The 15,665-nt window shown below is 77.0% G+C and carries 10 protein-coding genes and 2 pseudogenes; 3 read left to right on the forward strand and 9 right to left on the reverse strand.

Annotation, left to right across the window (positions count from 1 at the left end):
- Positions 1 to 16: 16 nt before the first annotated feature.
- A complete protein-coding gene (locus BS72_RS08435; RefSeq protein ID WP_051950820.1) occupies positions 17 to 1,195 on the forward strand; it encodes an XdhC family protein in 1,179 nt (392 codons plus the stop codon).
- A gap of 103 nt (positions 1,196 to 1,298) precedes the next feature.
- Positions 1,299 to 2,396 carry a winged helix DNA-binding domain-containing protein gene (locus BS72_RS08440; protein WP_037908401.1) on the forward strand — a complete coding sequence of 366 codons (1,098 nt, stop codon included), beginning with the start codon at positions 1,299 to 1,301 and terminating at the stop codon, positions 2,394 to 2,396.
- A gap of 42 nt (positions 2,397 to 2,438) precedes the next feature.
- On the opposite strand, the gene BS72_RS37920 is transcribed toward BS72_RS08440, so the two are convergent.
- The 5 genes and pseudogenes from BS72_RS37920 to BS72_RS32090 all read right to left on the reverse strand — a co-directional run bounded on the left by BS72_RS37920 (position 2,439) and on the right by BS72_RS32090 (position 8,476).
- A complete protein-coding gene (locus BS72_RS37920) occupies positions 2,439 to 3,200 on the reverse strand; it encodes a glycoside hydrolase family protein (protein ID WP_232792282.1) in 762 nt (253 codons plus the stop codon).
- 823 nt (positions 3,201 to 4,023) lie between these two features.
- Positions 4,024 to 4,524, reverse strand: a pseudogene (locus BS72_RS37925) (RNA polymerase sigma factor); the annotation flags it as partial.
- Between the two features lie 275 nt (positions 4,525 to 4,799).
- Complete coding sequence (locus BS72_RS37110; protein ID WP_198545822.1) at positions 4,800 to 5,276, reverse strand: SAV_915 family protein; 477 nt, start codon at positions 5,274 to 5,276, stop codon at positions 4,800 to 4,802.
- Between the two features lie 353 nt (positions 5,277 to 5,629).
- Positions 5,630 to 7,300 (reverse strand): FAD-dependent oxidoreductase, encoded by a 1,671-nt coding sequence (locus tag BS72_RS08460; protein ID WP_037908403.1) that lies wholly within the window; start codon positions 7,298 to 7,300, stop codon positions 5,630 to 5,632.
- 174 nt (positions 7,301 to 7,474) lie between these two features.
- A complete protein-coding gene (locus BS72_RS32090; protein ID WP_051950822.1) occupies positions 7,475 to 8,476 on the reverse strand; it encodes an AfsA-related hotdog domain-containing protein in 1,002 nt (333 codons plus the stop codon).
- Positions 8,477 to 9,000: 524 nt separating this feature from the next.
- Between BS72_RS32090 and BS72_RS36375 the strand changes: the two genes are divergently transcribed.
- On the forward strand, positions 9,001 to 9,144 hold the full coding sequence (locus BS72_RS36375) for a hypothetical protein (RefSeq protein ID WP_157856179.1): 144 nt from the start codon (positions 9,001 to 9,003) through the stop codon (positions 9,142 to 9,144).
- Positions 9,145 to 9,275: 131 nt separating this feature from the next.
- On the opposite strand, the pseudogene BS72_RS39805 reads toward BS72_RS36375, so the two are convergent.
- The 4 genes and pseudogenes from BS72_RS39805 to BS72_RS08485 all read right to left on the reverse strand — a co-directional run.
- Positions 9,276 to 10,178: pseudogene (locus BS72_RS39805) on the reverse strand (NAD(P)/FAD-dependent oxidoreductase); the annotation flags it as partial.
- A 102-nt stretch (positions 10,179 to 10,280) separates the two neighbouring features.
- A complete protein-coding gene (locus BS72_RS08475) occupies positions 10,281 to 11,273 on the reverse strand; it encodes a beta-ketoacyl-ACP synthase III (RefSeq protein ID WP_037909573.1) in 993 nt (330 codons plus the stop codon).
- 180 nt (positions 11,274 to 11,453) lie between these two features.
- A complete protein-coding gene (locus tag BS72_RS08480; RefSeq protein WP_157856180.1) occupies positions 11,454 to 12,296 on the reverse strand; it encodes a thioesterase II family protein in 843 nt (280 codons plus the stop codon).
- A 7-nt stretch (positions 12,297 to 12,303) separates the two neighbouring features.
- A complete protein-coding gene (locus BS72_RS08485) occupies positions 12,304 to 15,411 on the reverse strand; it encodes a type I polyketide synthase (protein ID WP_051950824.1) in 3,108 nt (1,035 codons plus the stop codon).
- Positions 15,412 to 15,665: the final 254 nt, after the last annotated feature.

The raw sequence follows: 15,665 nt of genomic DNA on the forward strand, positions 1-15,665 counted from the left end.
CGAGGAGTTGAGCGCCGTGCTTGACCTCGCCGCCGAGTTGGACCGCTGGTTCCGGCGGGGGCGCCCGTTCGCCGTCGCCACGGTGGCCGCCACCTCAGGCAGCGCCCCGCGGCAGGCCGGCGCGGCGCTCGCCGTCGACGCCGACGGCACCGTGGCCGGCAGCGTCTCCGGCGGGTGCGTCGAGGGGGCCGTCTACGAGCTGTGCCGCGCCGCCCTGGCCGGCCACGGGCCGCCGGCGGCCGTCGAGCACTTCGGCCGCACCGACGGCGCGGCCGCAGCAGGTCAGGACGGCGACCCGTTCGCCGTCGGACTGACCTGCGGCGGCGAACTCGACGTCCTCGTCCAGCGGATCGACCCCGCCGAGCGGCCCGAGACCGGCGCCGCGCTGGCCGCCGCCGCCGCGGGCGAGGCCGCCGCCCTCGCCCGGATCACCGCGGGACCGCCCGCACTGCTCGGCCGGGCCCTGCTGGTGCGGCCCGACGGCTGCCACGAGGGCATGCTCGGCGACCCCGTACGGGACGCCTCGGCCGCCGCCGAGGCCGCCGCGCTGCTCGCGGCCGGCCGCACCGGCACCGCCGTGCTCGGCGCGGACGGCGGGCGCTGCGGCGAACCGCTGACGCTGCTCGTGGAGTCCAGCGTGCCGCCGCCGCGCATGCTGGTGTTCGGCGCGGTCGACTTCGCCGCGGCCCTGGCGCGGGCCGGCGCCTTCCTCGGCTACCGGGTCACCGTCTGCGACGCCCGCGCCGTCTTCGCCACCCCGCGCCGCTTCCCCGGCGCCGAACGGGTCGTTGTCGACTGGCCGCACCGCTACCTCGACGCCGAGGCGCGGGCCGGCCGCACCGACGGCCGCACCGCCGTCTGCGTGCTCACCCACGACGCGAAGTTCGACGTGCCGCTGCTGGCCCGGGCGCTGCGGCTGCCGCTCGGGTACGTCGGCGCGATGGGCTCGCGCCGCACCCACCTGCGGCGGCTGGAACAGCTCCGCGAGGCCGGGCTGCCCGAGGCCGCGCTGGCCCGGCTGCGCTCGCCCATCGGCCTCGACCTGGGCGCGCGCACCCCCGAGGAGACGGCGCTGTCCATCGCCGCCGAGATCGTCGCCGACCGCTACGGCGCCACCGGCGCCCCCCTCAGCGCAGCGCGCACCCCGATCCACCGCCCGCACCCGGCCCTGGCCGCCGCACCGGACGGGCCGTAGCCGCGCCGGACGCGCCGGGGCCCGCGGGGAGCCGTGGCGCTGCCGGACGCGCCGAGGCCCGTGAGCGCCGGGCACTGTCGGTGGTGGGGCCTACGGTTGCGGTATGCCCACCGGAGCCGTCTCCCGGCGCACCCTCAACCGCACCCTGCTCACCCGGCAGTTCCTGCTGGAGCGGGCACGCACCGGGCCGCGGGAGGTGGTGCGGCACCTCGTCGGCCTCCAGTCGCAGACGCCGGCCTCGCCGTACCCGGGGCTGTGGTCGCGGCTCGCCGGCTTCCGCTTCGACGCGCTCGGCGAGCTGCTGACCTCGCGCCGCGTCGTCCGGATCACCGCCATGCGCGCCACCGTGCACCTGATGGCCGCCGAGGACGTCCACTGGCTGCGGCCGCTGCTCCAGCCCGCGCTGGACCGGGCGGTGGAGTCCAGCCGCTGGGCGCGCGGCGCCGCCGGGGTGGACCGCGCCGAGCTGGCGGCAGCCGGCCGGGAGGCGCTGGCGGGCGGGCCGCTGGGCCCCGCGGAGCTGCGGGCGGCGCTCGGCCCGCGCTTCCCCGAGGCGGACCCGGAGTCGCTGGTGAACCTGCTGCGGATCAGGGCGCCCCTGGTCCAGGTGCCGCCGCGCGGCCTGTGGGGCGCCGCCGGCGGCCCCCGGTACGCCTTCGCCGACGACTGGCTCGGCGCCCCGCCCGCCCAGGACCCCGACCCGGCCGGCGCGGTCCGCCGCTACCTGGCCGCCTTCGGCCCCGCGTCCCCCGCCGACGCGCAGAAGTGGAGCGGCCTGACGGGGCTGCGCCGCACCTTCGCCGCCATGGACCTGCGCCCCGTCACCACCGAGGACGGCGCGGTCCTGTACGACCTGCCGGACGCGGAGCTCGCCGACCCGGACCTGGCCGCGCCGCCGCGGCTGGTCGCCGACTTCGACAACCTCCTGCTCTCCCACGCCGACCGCGCCCGCGTCCTCGGCGACGTCCCCAAGGAGCGGGTGATCACCGCGAACGGCCTGGTGCGCGGCACGCTGCTGCTCGACGGGTTCGTCGCCGGGACCTGGCGGTTCGCCCGCACCCCCGGCCGTGCCGCCGTCGTCCTCGCGCCCTTCGCGCCGCTGCGGCCGGCCGACCGCGACACCCTCACCGGCCAGGCCCTGGACCTGCTCGCCGCCTCCGACCCGCGGGCCGCGCCCGAGGTCCGGGTGGAGCCGCCGTGACGCGCCCCGGACGGCGCCGTGCTCCCGCGCCGCCCCCGGGCGTCAGCGCGCGGCCTCGAACGCCCGGCCCTCGGGGGTCTCCGCCGGCCCGCTGCGGAACAGTCCGGTGCTGGGGCCGTCGTCCTTGGCGGGCAGCCAGAACCAGGCGTACCGCTGGAGGTAGGGGAGCCCGTCGAGCATCCGGGTCGCGGCGCTGAGGAACGCCGCCTGCTGCTGGTCGGTCGGGTAGCGCGCGGTGCCCGTCGAGAAGTCGGTGAGCGCGAACTCGGTCAGCCAGACGGGCTTGTGGTAGCGGTCGTACACGGCCTGGAGGTAGGAGCGCAGCTGGTCGACGGCCTCAGCGGTGGTGAAGTCCCCGCCGTACCAGTGCAGGGCGACGAAGTCGACGCGGTAGCCCTTCTGCCGGGCGCCGGTCATGAAGCGGTCCAGCCAGCCGCCGGGGGTGTCGCCCCCGTACGCGACGGCCGGGCTGCCGAGCACCGTGCCGGCCGACTCCAGCGCCGGCCAGAGCGACAGCGCCTGGTCCACCGTCATGTTCGACTGCCCGGCCATGTCCGGCTCGTTGAAGCCGAGCAGGTACGGGCCCGCCTGCTTCGCCTGGGCGAGGGCGGCCGGGGTCGCGCTGTCCGCGCCCCAGACCATCGGGACGAAGCCCGGCCCGGAGACGCCCGCGTGCGTGGTGGACCAGGTGTAGTACCAGCCGGCGCCGGACCGGGCGAGCGCGGTGTCGACGCCGTCGAAGCCCCACACGCCCACGCCCTTGCGGGAGGAGGCCGCCGGCGGCGGTGCCGTCGCGGCCCGCACCGGGGCGTGGGTGGCGGGCCGGCCCGCCGCGGGGCGGTCGGGGCGGGCCTCGGCGTGCGGGCGGCCGGGACGCCGGAGGTGGCAGGGGTGGCAGGGGTGGCGGGGGTGGCGGGGGCGGTGGGGGCGGCGGTCCGCGCCGTTGCCGCGGGCCCGGGGCCGTCGTGGCCCGGGTCGGCGGCGCGGCGTGCGCGGCCGGCGCCGCCCGCTCGGCGGAGAGGTGCACGGCCAGCACCGCTGCCGCCGTCACCGCCGCGACGGCGGTGACGGCGGCAGCGGGCCCGGCGGCCGGGCCGTGGGCGAGGCGCAGCCGGTGGGCCCGGTGCGCACCGCTCCGCCGTGGGGGGTTGGCGGACGGAGTGGTGCGCGGTGCGGGGGGTCGGCGGCCCGGCCCGGCGGGAGCACCGGCGGAGGGGTGCGCCTGGCCGGATGGGTGGGGTGCGGGCTGAGGCGCGAGGTGGGGTGCGGGCCGCGGCGCGGGGTGGGCCGCGGGGTGGCCGGGCGCGGGGTGCGGGCTGGGGGCGGTCGGGCCGGGGCGCCAGCGCGCGAGCCGGACCGGTACCGGCAGCATCGGCAGCCCGCTGAGCAGCCGGTCCATCGGCAGCAGCATCCCGCCCGCCCGGCCGCACGCCGCACAGCTCCGGACGTGCCGCGCGAACCGCTTGCGCCACAGCGGGCCGGGCAGGCCGTCCCAGCCGGCGTTCAGCTCGGCCAGCTCCGGGCACTCCTCGACGGCGCCGAGCGCCCGTACCACCGCCCGCGAGGTCTCCAGCCGCTCCTTCATCCGCTGGACCCGCACCGCCGCGTGCCGGCGGCTCAGCCCGAGCGCCTCGGCCAGCTCGGTCCGGCCGATGTCGCCGGTCTCCTCCAGCCACCACAGCGCCAGCAGCGTGCGGTCCTCGTGGTCCAGCCAGCGGGTGGCCTCGGCGATCTCCCGGCGCTGGTCGGTCAGGCCCAGCCGCAGGATGGTGACGGAGGCGAAGTCGGAGGCCGGGTCGGGGATCAGCTCGGCCGCGTCCAGGGCCGTCTGCCGGTGCCAGGCCGAGGCACGGGCCTGCTCGCGGTCGCGGACCTGCCGGACGGCTATCGCCACCAGCCAGGACCGGAACGCGGCCGGATCGCGTAGCTCGGCCAGGCCGCGTACCACCCGCAGCAGCGTCTCCTGGACCACGTCGTCGACGTCGTCGCCGCCGTCCAGGGCCCGCCCGACGATGTTGTAGACCAGCGGCAGGCACTCGGTGACAAGCGCGTCCAGGGCCCGCTGGTCACCGGCCCGCGCCGCGGTCACCAACTGGGGGTCCGGCCCGACCCGGTCGCCTGCACGCATGGGCTCGCTCCGCTCCGCGTTCCGTTTCCGTCCGGGCCCGCCACGGGCCCTCGGACAGGAGACGGTGCCACCACGGGACCGATAACGGAAACCCCGGGAGCGGGGAAGAGGGGCGAGGCGGGGCCGGGGTCCGGCCGCAGGACCGAGCGGGGGCGCGCCCGGGCACCGGAGTCCGCATCGCCCGGTACCCCGACCGGCCGGCCCGGCCGGAGGCGCGACCGGGGTGTGACCGGGGCCGCGCCGGGCGATGGCCAGGGCCCGTGGCCGGACAGCGGTCAGGCGGTGGCGGAGGGGGTGCGGCGGCCCTGCCCGCGGCCCGGGCGGTGGGCGGCGGTCGCGGGCGGCACAGGCGTGATCGGGGAAACGGTGGACACGGCGGGCACGCCCGACACGTCCTGCGGTGCGTTCGCGGGCCCGATCTCGGCCACGACCTCGGCCTCGGCCGCGCGGCTGCCGGCGGGACGTGCGGTGAGCAGCGGGTCGACGGTGATGAGCCGGGCGCCGAGCGGCTCGGCCAGCCGCCGAAGGGCGGTCTCCGAGAGCCGTATCCACGGCTGGGTGGGCCCGAGCACCGAGCGCAGCCGCCGGTCTGTGGTGAAGGCCACAGCCGTTCTCGTACCGAAGGGGGTGCGCCACAGGCGGACCACGTCCCCCGCGGGTCCGCGCCGGACCGGCACGTAGAGGGAACGCCCCGCCGTCCCGCCCTGCTCCGAGGTTCCCCCGACCGACGGCTGGTGCTGGCTCAAGCGCATGTCCTCCACGGTAACCCCCCACGCCCCGGCGCTCCCCCCGGCGTCCAATCCTTGGCCAAAGCTTCCCCGCACTTTCCGGCCAGGTCGGAGCGGGTACGGAGGGCGTACGGGGGGCGTACGGCGGACGCATGGAGGGCGTCGGAGGATCGGTACGACGCCGGGGGAGGGAAGGCGGCCGGCCCGCGGACGTGGCGGCCGGGTTCTCCCGCCACCCCGCCGCGCGGCGGGGCGGCGGGGCGGCGGGAGAACCGGAGCCGTCCGGGGACGCTCCCGGTGTGCCTCCGGTGTTCCCGCCCGGCGCGAAGGGGGCGCGCCGGGCGGGGGCCAGGGTGCCGGGCCGGCCGGCCGTCGTCCTACGAGGCGCCGGGGAGCCGGACGGACTGGGCGTGGCGGAAGAAGTCCGTCGGGTCGAACGCGGCCTTGGCCTGCTGGAGCCGCGGGTAGTTCTCACCCCAGTACAGGGTGGTCCACGGCACCCCCGAGATGTTGTAGGCCGGGTCGGTGATGTCGGTGTCCGGGTTGTTGATGTAGGTGCCGTCGAAGCGGTCGCCGGGGACGGGGTAGCCGCCGGTGTCGGCGAAGGTCCGGCCGTAGATGTCGCGCAGCCAGGCGAGGTTGGCCGCGTCGTCGGCCGGTGAGACCCAGAACGTCTCGAACTCCGCGAAGAGCACCGCGTCGCGGTGCACGGAGGCCGTGGCGGTCCGGTCGACCTGGTTCATCCGGCCGCCCGCGCCCGCGAGTTGCAGCGTCGCGTTGGCGTTGTCGAAGTCCGTGCGCAGCAGCTGCTGGTAGATGGTGGCCAGTTGGGCGTCGGTGAAGTTCTGCTTCGTCCACGCCGTCTTGATCGCGCTGCGCATCGTGGGGTCGTACAGCAGCACCGGGTTGTTGAGGGCCACCAGCTTGGTGGAGGCCAGCCAGTTGACCGGGCGGCCGAGGAACGGCGTGGTGATGCCGGTGCCCGCGGTCACGGCCTGGCCGTACTCGGCCAGAACGTCGGCGGCGTCGGGGATCGAGGCGTCGATCTGGGTGAGCAGGCCGAGGCCGCCGCCCGAGCGGGCCTTGGCCAGCAGCACCCCGGACAGGCCGAGCAGGTCCGAGCCGGCGGCGCTGTTGGCCAGGTACCAGTTGGTGAAGTTGGTCACCAGCTGCGTGAACTGGTCCTGCGACACCGTCGCCCAGGGCGCGCCGACCGACGAGAGCAGGATGCTCTTCGGCGGCGCCGGCAGCTGGGCCGACGGGTTGCTTCCCGTGGCGTCGGCGGAGCGGAACCAGTAGCGGGTGATGACGCCGAAGCTGCCGCCGCCCCCGCCGGTGACCGCCCACCACAGGTCGTGGTTCGGGTCGGAGGGGTTGCGGGAGGCGACGATCCGGTGCGCCTTCCTCCGGCTGTCGACGACCACCGCCTCGACGGCCTCGATGTAGTCGGCGACCAGGCCGAACTGCCGTGTGAGAAGCCCGAATCCGCCGCCCGTGGCATGGCCGCCTATGCCGACCGACGGGCACACCCCGCCGGGCACGGTGACCCCCCACTCGCGGTACAGCACCTCGTAGACCTGACCGAGCTGGGCCCCGGCCTCGACGCTGAAGGCGCAGCGCTCCGTGTCGTAGGTGATCGCGTGCATCGCGGACAGGTCGATGATGATCTGTGTCTGCGCGTTGGAGACGAAGTCGCAGTAGCAGTGGCCGCCGCTGCGCACCGCCACCCGCTTCCCGGCGGTGGCGGCGTCCTGGACGATCTGGAGGACCTGGTCGGCGGTGGTCACCAGGCGGACCGCGTCCGGCGCCGCCACCCAGCGCTGGTTGACCCCGCGCACCAGCTCGGGGTAGCGGGCGTCCGACGCCGTCACACTGGGCGCGGGCGGCACCGAGCCGGTGGTCGGGCCGGTGCTCCGGGCGGTGGCGGCCGGTGCGGCGTTCCCGGCCGGCGCGGCCTCGGCCGTGGCGGCCGCCGCGCCGCTGACGGCGACGGCTCCGGCGGTGCCGACGGCACTCCTGAGGACGCTGCGCCTGTTCATCGATGACATGTCGTGATTCCTTTGCGAGGTGTCCCGTTTGATGGTTCGTCGAGGGGTGGTCGGGGGGTGGTCGATGAGCGGATGGGGTCGTGGTGAGGTCCCGGAGGCGAGTTCCCCCCGGGACCGGGTTCGGGACCGGTTCGGGACCCGGCGGCGCCGGTTCGAGCCGGATGTGAGGCGGCGTCAGCAGTCGGTGTAGGGCGTCAGCTCGATACGGCCCTGGGCGAGTTCGGCGCCGAACTGGTGCAGTCCGACCTGGACGTGGACTCGCGGCTCGCCCTCCTGGCGGGGCTGCACCTCCGCCGAGTAGTGCAGCGGCGCCTCGAACTCGCCGAAGTCCGCGAACGTGGTCTCCAGCCCGGTCATCGCCGCCACCGGCGAGGCCAGCGCGCCGTCGCGGCCGGCCGCCAGCAGCGCCGCCTGCCGGAACCCCTCCACGACGAAGGGGCCCGGCACGTGGTCGTAGTCGTGGTCGAAGTAGGAGGGGTGGGTGCGGTCGACGACGAGCGGGTAGCGCAGCAGCCCGGCCGGGAAGCGCAGCGGCTCCGGCTCGCCGACGACCACGTTGCGCACGTCGGCGCGGCCCACCAAGGCCGGCGGAAGCGGCTCCGCGGGCGACCGGTCGGCCTCCGCCGCGAGGGGCTTGCGGGAGCGCTGGAACTCCCGCAGCGCCCGGTAGTCGGCCCGGGAGAGGAAGACGACGTCGCCGCCCACCTCCATCACCACCGCGCCGCCGATCTCGACCTCGCCGTGGAGCGTCATGCTGCCGAGGTCGCCGCCGCGCGTCCGCCGGTCGGAGATCCGGTAGCGCAGCAGGCCCTGGAGCGGCCAGGACCGGTCGTCCCGGAAGGCGGCCAGGTCGTGCACCTGGAAGGCGAACCGCTGGAGGCTGAACGGCAGGTCCAGCGGGATGTCCAGGTGCCGGTGGACGACGACGAAGGAGCCCTGCCGGGCCGCCTCCGCCACCGCGAACGGGTCGTGGAACGGCGCCAGGCGGTCCCCCCACAGGGCGTGCGCCCGGGGGATCTGCCAGGCGAGCAGGAACTCGTCGTCGGAGACTGCGGCGGAGTCGGTGACGAACACCTCGCCGACGGCGCGGCGGTGGGCGATGGCCCGTGGCACCGTCTGCTCGTGGGTGAGCCGGATGCGCGGCGCTTCGGGAGCCGCGGCCTCGTACGCGGACATGGCGGACCTGCTTTCTCGGCGTGCTCGGGCGTGTTCGGGGGACGGGGAGGTGCTCCCCGGGCGCGCCGGGGTGGTTCGGTGCGCCTCGGGGGTGCGGTGGCCGGGCGCGGTGGCCGGGGCCGTGCGTGGGCTGTACGGCGGCGGGGCGGGGACGGTGTGTGGGCTGTACGGCGGCGGGGCGGGGACGGTGCTCGGGCGGTGCGTGAGGCGGGGCGGGGGTTCCGGGCCCGGAGCCGAGCCGGACGGCCGCTCCGGCCGTCCGGCCGTCATGGGCTCCGGAGCCGGTGGCCCCGTGCTCAGGCCGCCGGGGCGCCGGCCCGGCCGTGCTCCTTGCGGGCCTCCTCCGCCACGGCTGCCCGCAGTTCGTAGCGCGGGCGGTGAGCCGCTCGTAGACCGGCCGGCGGCTGAGCCAGCGGCGGCGGGCCTCGTCGCGGAGGGTCTCGCCGAGGTCGCGGGCGAACTCCCGCCGCCCGCCGCCCGGCCCCAGCAGCCGGCGGCCCGCCGCGCCCAGCAGCCGGCCCGGCGTGATCAGCTCGGAGGGCCCGGAGCGGTGGCTGAACAGCTCCAGGAACGACCCGATCCGGCCCGCGTCGTACATGCCCTCCGCCACCTCGGGCACCACCGAGGGCAGCGGCCCGACCCGGCCCAGGTCGGTGGCGAGCCAGTAGTACTCGGAGTACTGCCGGTCCCGCCAGCGCCAGAACGCGGCGGTGCCGCGGTCCAGCGCCGCGTCGGACTCGCGCAGGCCCTTGACGATCGCCCCGGTCAGCCGCTCGGCCTGGTGGAAGGCGTCGCCGATGCCGCGCCCGGCCGCCGGGTCCTTGAAGTGCCCGGAGTCGCCGAGCAGCACCCAGCCGGGGCCGGCCGCCTCGCGGAAGTAGCCCTCGAAGTGCAGGATGCCGTAGATCTTCTCGGCGACCTTCGCCTCCGACAGCACCTCGGCCACCGGCTCGCAGGAGCGCACGTGCTCCATCAGCGACTCGTGCCGGTCGGCCCGGAAACGTTCCTTCTCGTGCTCCTGCGGGGACACCCCGACGATGTACAGGCCGTTGTCGGCGGGGCCGCCGAAGATGTGGCGGTCGCCCCAGCGGTGGAAGACGAAGGTGGGCGCTCCGGACAGGTCGGCGCCCTCGAAGTACGTCCAGTAGTACCAGCGTTCGTTGCGGGTGACGTTGTAGCGGCGGGCGCCGCGGTTCCTCGCCACGGTGGACGTGCGGCCGTCGCAGCCGACCACCAGCCGGGCCCTGAGCACCGACTCCCGGCCGCCCCTCAGCACCCGCACGCCCGCCACCCGGCCGCGCTCCTCCACCAGGTCCACGACCTTCGCGCCCATCCGCAGGTCGGCGCCGGACTCGGCGGCGGCGTCGGCGAGGATCGGGTCCAGGACGTGGCGGCGGATGCTGGCCGCGCCGCCGGCGAAGCCGGGGAACTTCGGGAACTCCGCGACGAAGCGGAAGTCCTCCAGCCGCGTGTCGGTGTGCGTCATCAGCCGCGCGCCGGTGGCCTTCACCTTCTCCAGGACGCCGAAGCGGTCGAGGAAGGCCAGCGCGTCGGCCTGGATGCAGTGCGAGGACAGCGTGGGCTGCGGGAAGACGGTCTGCTCCAGCACCGCCACCTTCACCCCCCGCCGGGCCAGGAGGGCGGCCAGCGGAGCCCCGGCGACCCGGGACCCCACCACCACGACGTCGAACTGCTCGGCCACAACAACTCCCTCGGTAGGTTCGGTGCCGGAGACCCCGGCGCTCGCGGCTGTGCCTGCTGTGCCTGCCGTGCCGGCCGGGCCGACGGGGTCGTGCGGTCCGGCTCACGGCAGCCGGACCACCTGCGCCGCGTAGGCCAGCCCGGCGCCGAACCCCATCAGCAGGGCGAGGTCGCCGGAGCGGGCCGCGCCCTCGGTCCGCAGCCGGTCCAGGGCCAGCGGGACGGAGGCGGCGGAGGTGTTGCCGGTGTCCACCACGTCCCGCGCCACCACCGCGTCGCCGCGCAGCGCCAGCGCGCCGGCCAGGGTCTCCACGATCCGCAGGTTCGCCTGGTGCGGAACGAACACGTCGATGTCGGTGATGCTCAATCCGGCGTTCTTCACCGCGAGCTGGGCGACGTCCCCCATCTCGCTGATCGCCCAGCGGAACACCGCCGGGCCCTCCATCCGCAGCGCGCCCGGCGGTTGGGGCCGCCGCACGGTGCCGAAGGGGGCCGTCATGGTGATCACGCCGGCCCGGCCGCCGTCCGAGCCCCACACGACCGGGCCGATCCCGGGGGCGTCCGACGGGCCGATCACCGCGGCGCCGGCCCCGTCGCCGAAGAGGAACGCCGTCGAGCGGTCGGCCGGGTCGACCAGGTCCGACATGCGCTCCGCGCCGATCAGCAGCACGTTGCGGGCACCGCCGCAGCGGACCAGGCTGCTGGCCAGCTCGGTGCCGTAACAGAAGCCGGAGCAGGCCGCGTTGATGTCCAGCGCGGCCGGCGTACCCACGCCCAGCCGGTGCGCCACCCGGGTGGAGAGCGTGGGCGCGGCCAGTTGGGAGGACATGCTGGCCACCAGCACCGTGTCGATCTGCTCCGGGGCGACGCCGGCGTCCTCCAGCGCCCGGGCGCCCGCCGCCACGGCCATGTCCACCACCGGCTCCGCCTCGCCGGCGAACCGGCGGGTCCGGATGCCGGAGCGGCTGACGATCCAATCGTCGCTGGAGTGGATCGGCCCGGCCACCTCGTCGTTGCCGACCACCCGGGCGGGCCGGAAGGAGCCCGTGCCCAGGATCCGGCTGTGGCCCGCCGCCGGCCGCCGGTCGGCCGTGATCACCGCGCCCATGACAACCTCCTGCTGCTGTGCGCACCGGTCCGCGTGCGGCCCGGGCGTGCGGGTGGGGAGTTACGTGCGGCCGTGCCGGTGGTTCCGCGTGCGGCCGTACCGGTCGATCCCGCCGTGCCGGCGCGGGCGGCGGACGGCGGGGAGCCCCCGAGGGGCGGCCGGCGGCGGTCACGGCCGGCCCCGCAGCCTGCGGGCGATCGTCCGCAGCGCCCGGTCCTCGTGGTCGGTGAAGGCGAAGTGCCCGCCGGGGAGCCGGTACGCCTCGAAGCCGCCGCCCGCGTGGCGCCGCCAGGCGGCCAGGCCGTCGGCGGAGACGGTGCCGTCCCGGTCGCCGGCGAACGCGGTCACCGGGCACGGCAGTCCGGGGCCCGGCCGGTAGGTGTAGGAGGCGGCCAGTTCCAGGTCCGCCCGCAGGACGGGAAGGAAGTACGCGACGAGTTCGGGCACCGCCTTCACCGCCGCGGGGATGCCGGCGTAGTGGACGTCGACCTTGCGGATCAGCGCGTCGTCGTCCTCGGGGACGGTGAACACCGGGCGCACGTCGGGCGCCGCGCCGGCGGAGGAGACGAAGTGCAGCGGCGGCCGGCCGCGCCGGGTCAGCTCCCGGCCGACCTCGAAGGCCACGACCGAGCCCAGGCTCTGCCCGAACAGCGCGTACGGGCCGGGCACCAGGGCCTCCACCGCGTCCGCGAACTCGGCGGTGAGCCCTGCCCAGTCGGTGGCGAAGGGCTCGCCGGAGCGGGCGGCCCGGCCCGGCATCGTGGCGCTCCACACCTCGACCTCGCGGCCGAGCGGGTGCGCCCAGCGGTGGAAGACGGCCGGGCCGGCGCCGGAGTGCGGGAAGCACACCAGGCGCAGCCGGGCGTCGGGCCGGGTCATCGAGCAGGTCAGCACGGTGCCGGCGGTCGCGCCGGAGGGCAGCCGGTCCGGGGCCGGCGCGGTCGCGGTGGCGGCCGGGCCGCTCCGGGCCGAGGCCGGCGGGTTGTTGCCGAGGGTGTCCACGGGGTCCACGGGTACGTCACGCTCCGCTGTCATCGGTGGTGCCGGGTCCGGTCCGAGAGCCGTGCGGCGGTGCGGCGCCGGCGGTGAGACTGCCGGCGACGGCGCGGGCCAGGCCGCGCGGAGTACCGCCCTCCAGCAGCGCCTGGAGCGGCACCGCCACGGCGAAGTCCCGCTCGACGCGGTTCTTGAGTTCGACGATCATCAGCGAGCTCAGGCCCAGCGAGTCGAAGGTGCTGTCGGCCCGCACCCGGCCGGGGCCCTCCAGGTCGAGGGAGTCCGCGAGCTGGGCCCGCACGTAGCCGACCAGCGTCTCCTCCAGCTCGGCCGCCGGCAGCGCGGCCAGCGCCGGGGCGTCCGGCACCGGCGCCGCGTCCGGCGTGTCGTCCGCCGCGAGGTCCGCGCCGGGCGTGGGCGCGGCGGCCCGCAGCCGCAGCCAGTGGCGGCGGCGCTGCCACGGGTACAGCGGCAGCGCGGCCGGGCCGCGCGGCGGGCTGACCGCGGCCCAGTCCAGGTCGGTGCCGGCCCGGTACAGCTCGGCCAGCGACGCGTTGAGCGCCGTCCGCCCGGCCGTGTCCCGGCGCAGGCTGCCGACGGCGGTGTGCGGCACGCCGTCCAGGGTCGCCGCGATGTCCCGCAGCAGCACCGGGTGCGGGCCGACCTCCACCAGGACGGTGACGCCGTCCCGGGCCATCGCGGCGGCCGCGTCGGCGAAGAGCACCGCGTCGCGCAGGTTGCGGCCCCAGTGCTCGGGCGTCAGGTCGGCGGCCCGGACGCGGTCGCCGGTGACGGTGGAGTAGTGCGCGAGGCGGCCCGGGACGGGTGTGACGTGCTTGACGGCGGCGCTGAGTTCGGCGTCCCGGCCGTCCAGCAGCGGGCTGTGGAAGGCGTACTCCACGGCCAGCCGCCGGAACCTCGCGCCGCGCCGCGCGGCCAGCGCCTCGGCCCGCTCCACCAGCCGCGGGTCGCCGGCCACCACCGTGGAGTGCGGGCTGTTCACGGCGGCCACGCCGAGCCGCCCGCCGCCCTCGGCCAGCGCCCGCTCGACCACCTCGGCCGCCTCGGCCGCCGGCAGGGCGAGCCCGCTCATGGCGCCGCCCCGCGCGCCCTCCTCGATCACCCGGGCCCGGGTCAGGATGAGGTCGAACGCCTGCCGCCGGTCCAGCGCGCCGCTGTGGCACGCGGCCACGATCTCGCCCATGCTGTGCCCGGCCACCGCGGTGGGCCGCACCCCCCACGACGACCACAGCGCCGCCAGCCCCAACTGGAGCACGGCGATGCACACCTGGGCGACGTCGGTACGTCCCAGCCGGCCCGGACCGGTACTCCGCAGCTCCTCCAGCACCGACCAGCCGGCCAGTTCGCGGACCACCGCGTCGCACCGCTCGGCCTCGGCCCGCACCACCGGCTCGGCCAGCAGGTCCCGGCCCATGCCGGCCCACTGGGTGCCCTGCCCGCTGAACACGAAGCCGATCCGCCGGCCGGTCGCCACAGGACGCAGGAAGTCCGTCCACACCGAGCGGAGTTCGGCGGCGAGCGCGGCCGGGTCCGGCGCGGTCGCGCACAGCCGGAACCGGTGGTGGCTGCGGCCGGCGGCCGCGGCGGCGCACAGCCGGGCCGCCTCCCGCGGGCTGCTGCCGTTCAGCAACCCGGCGTACGCGCCGACCAGTTCGGCCAGCGCGCCGGCGCTCCGCGCCGAGAGCGGCAGCAGCAGCCCGCCCTCGGGAACGTTCTCGGCGGCCTCCTCCGCCCCCTCTCCCACAGGGAGTTCGGGGGCCTGGAGCACCACGTGCGCGTTGGCGCCGCCGAAGCCGAAGGAGCTGACGGCGGCCAGCGGCGGGCGCCCCTCGGGCGGCGCGGCGAGCGGGGTCAGCACCGTCGGGACCGACAGCCGCGACCCGCCGAGGTCCACCTCCGGGTTCAGCTCGTCCAGGTGCAGCCCGGGCGGGACCTCGCCCCGGTCGAGCACCAGCATCGCCTTCAGCAGCCCGACCACGCCCGCCGCGGCCTCCTGGTGGCCGAAGTTGGACTTCGCCGAGCCGATCGCGCACGGCACCGGACCCGCGCCGTACACCTCGCGGACCGCCTCGGCCTCGATCGGGTCGCCCAGGTGGGTGCCGGTGCCGTGCGCCTCGACGTACACCACGTCCGCCGGGTCCGCGGCGCCGTCGGCCAGCGCCCGGCGCAGCAGCTCGGCCTGGGCGCGCGGGCTGGGCGCGGTCAGGCCGTTGGTGCGGCCGTTGTGGTTGACGGCGGTGCCGCGGACCAGGGCGCGGACCCGTCGGCCGTCGGCCCGCGCGTCGGCGGCCCGCTGGAGCAGCAGCACCCCGCACCCCTCGGACCGTACGATCCCGTCCGCGCCGGCGTCGAAGCTGCGGCAGCGGCCGCCGGACGCCATCGGCAGCACCTTCTCCGTGGCCGCCATCGCGGCCTCGCCGAGGATGACGTTGACGCCGCCGACCAGGGCGAGGTCGCAGTCGCCGGCGCGCAGCGCGCGCGCCGCCAGGTGCAGGGCGACCAGCGAGGAGGAGCACGCGGTGTCCACCACCAGGCTGGGGCCGCGCAGGTCCAGCAGGTAGGAGACGCGGTTGGCGGCGATGCTGTGCGCGCCGCCGGGCGCGGTGAAGGCGTTGATACCGGCCTGCCCGGCGAATTGCATCGTCAGGTAGTCCGCGCCGTACATGCCGAGGAAGACCCCGGTGGGCCGCTCGCGCAGCCGCTCCAGCGGCAGCCCGGCGTCCTCGGCGGCCTCCCACGCGGTCTCCAGCACCAGCCGCTGCTGCGGGTCCATGTGGTCGGCCTCGTCGCCGCTGATGCCGAAGAAGTCCGCGTCGAAGCCGTCCACCTGGTCCAGTTGCCCGGCCCAGCGGCCGGTGGCGGAGCCGTCGCCGCCGGCGCGGCGGCCCGAGGGGTCGGCGTGCCACGGGGTGACGGCGTCGGTGCCCGCCCGCAGCCGCTCCCACAGGGTGTCCAGGTCGGCGACGCCGCCGGGGGCGCGGACGGCCGCCCCGATGACGGCCAGCGGCTCCGGTCGGCCGCGTTCGGCCGCCGCCAGCCGGGTGCGGGCCTCCCGTAACTGGCGCAGTGCCTGTTCCAGGAGGGTGCGCTGGTCGGGCGCGGTGGTCATGTCTGTGCCTCCCCGTCGCTGTCGTGGTGGGGTGCCGGTCCCCGGGGGCGGCACCCGTGTCGTCTCCCGGACCGTTGCCGAGAACGTCCTCGAGACCGCCGACGCCGTCGAACGCGTCGAGTTCGGCGGCCAGCAGCGCCGCCAACTCGTCGTCGGCCAGCTCCTCCAGGGCACCGAGCGCGTCCGGCGCGCCGGGCTCGGGCGGCGGGGCGGCCGGTACGGGCCGGGGCGCGGGCGCAGGGTCGGAGCCGGTT

The organism is Actinacidiphila yeochonensis CN732, assembly GCF_000745345.1.
Taxonomy (GTDB): domain Bacteria; phylum Actinomycetota; class Actinomycetes; order Streptomycetales; family Streptomycetaceae; genus Actinacidiphila; species Actinacidiphila yeochonensis.

Coding starts and splice junctions, on each gene's coding strand:
- BS72_RS08485 (WP_051950824.1), bottom strand. CDS start 15,411: ATGACCACCGCGCCCGACCAGCGCACCCTCCTGGAACAGGCACTGCGC.
- BS72_RS08440 (WP_037908401.1), top strand. CDS start 1,299: ATGCCCACCGGAGCCGTCTCCCGGCGCACCCTCAACCGCACCCTGCTC.
- BS72_RS37110 (WP_198545822.1), bottom strand. CDS start 5,276: ATGCGCTTGAGCCAGCACCAGCCGTCGGTCGGGGGAACCTCGGAGCAG.
- BS72_RS32090 (WP_051950822.1), bottom strand. CDS start 8,476: ATGTCCGCGTACGAGGCCGCGGCTCCCGAAGCGCCGCGCATCCGGCTC.
- BS72_RS08460 (WP_037908403.1), bottom strand. CDS start 7,300: ATGTCATCGATGAACAGGCGCAGCGTCCTCAGGAGTGCCGTCGGCACC.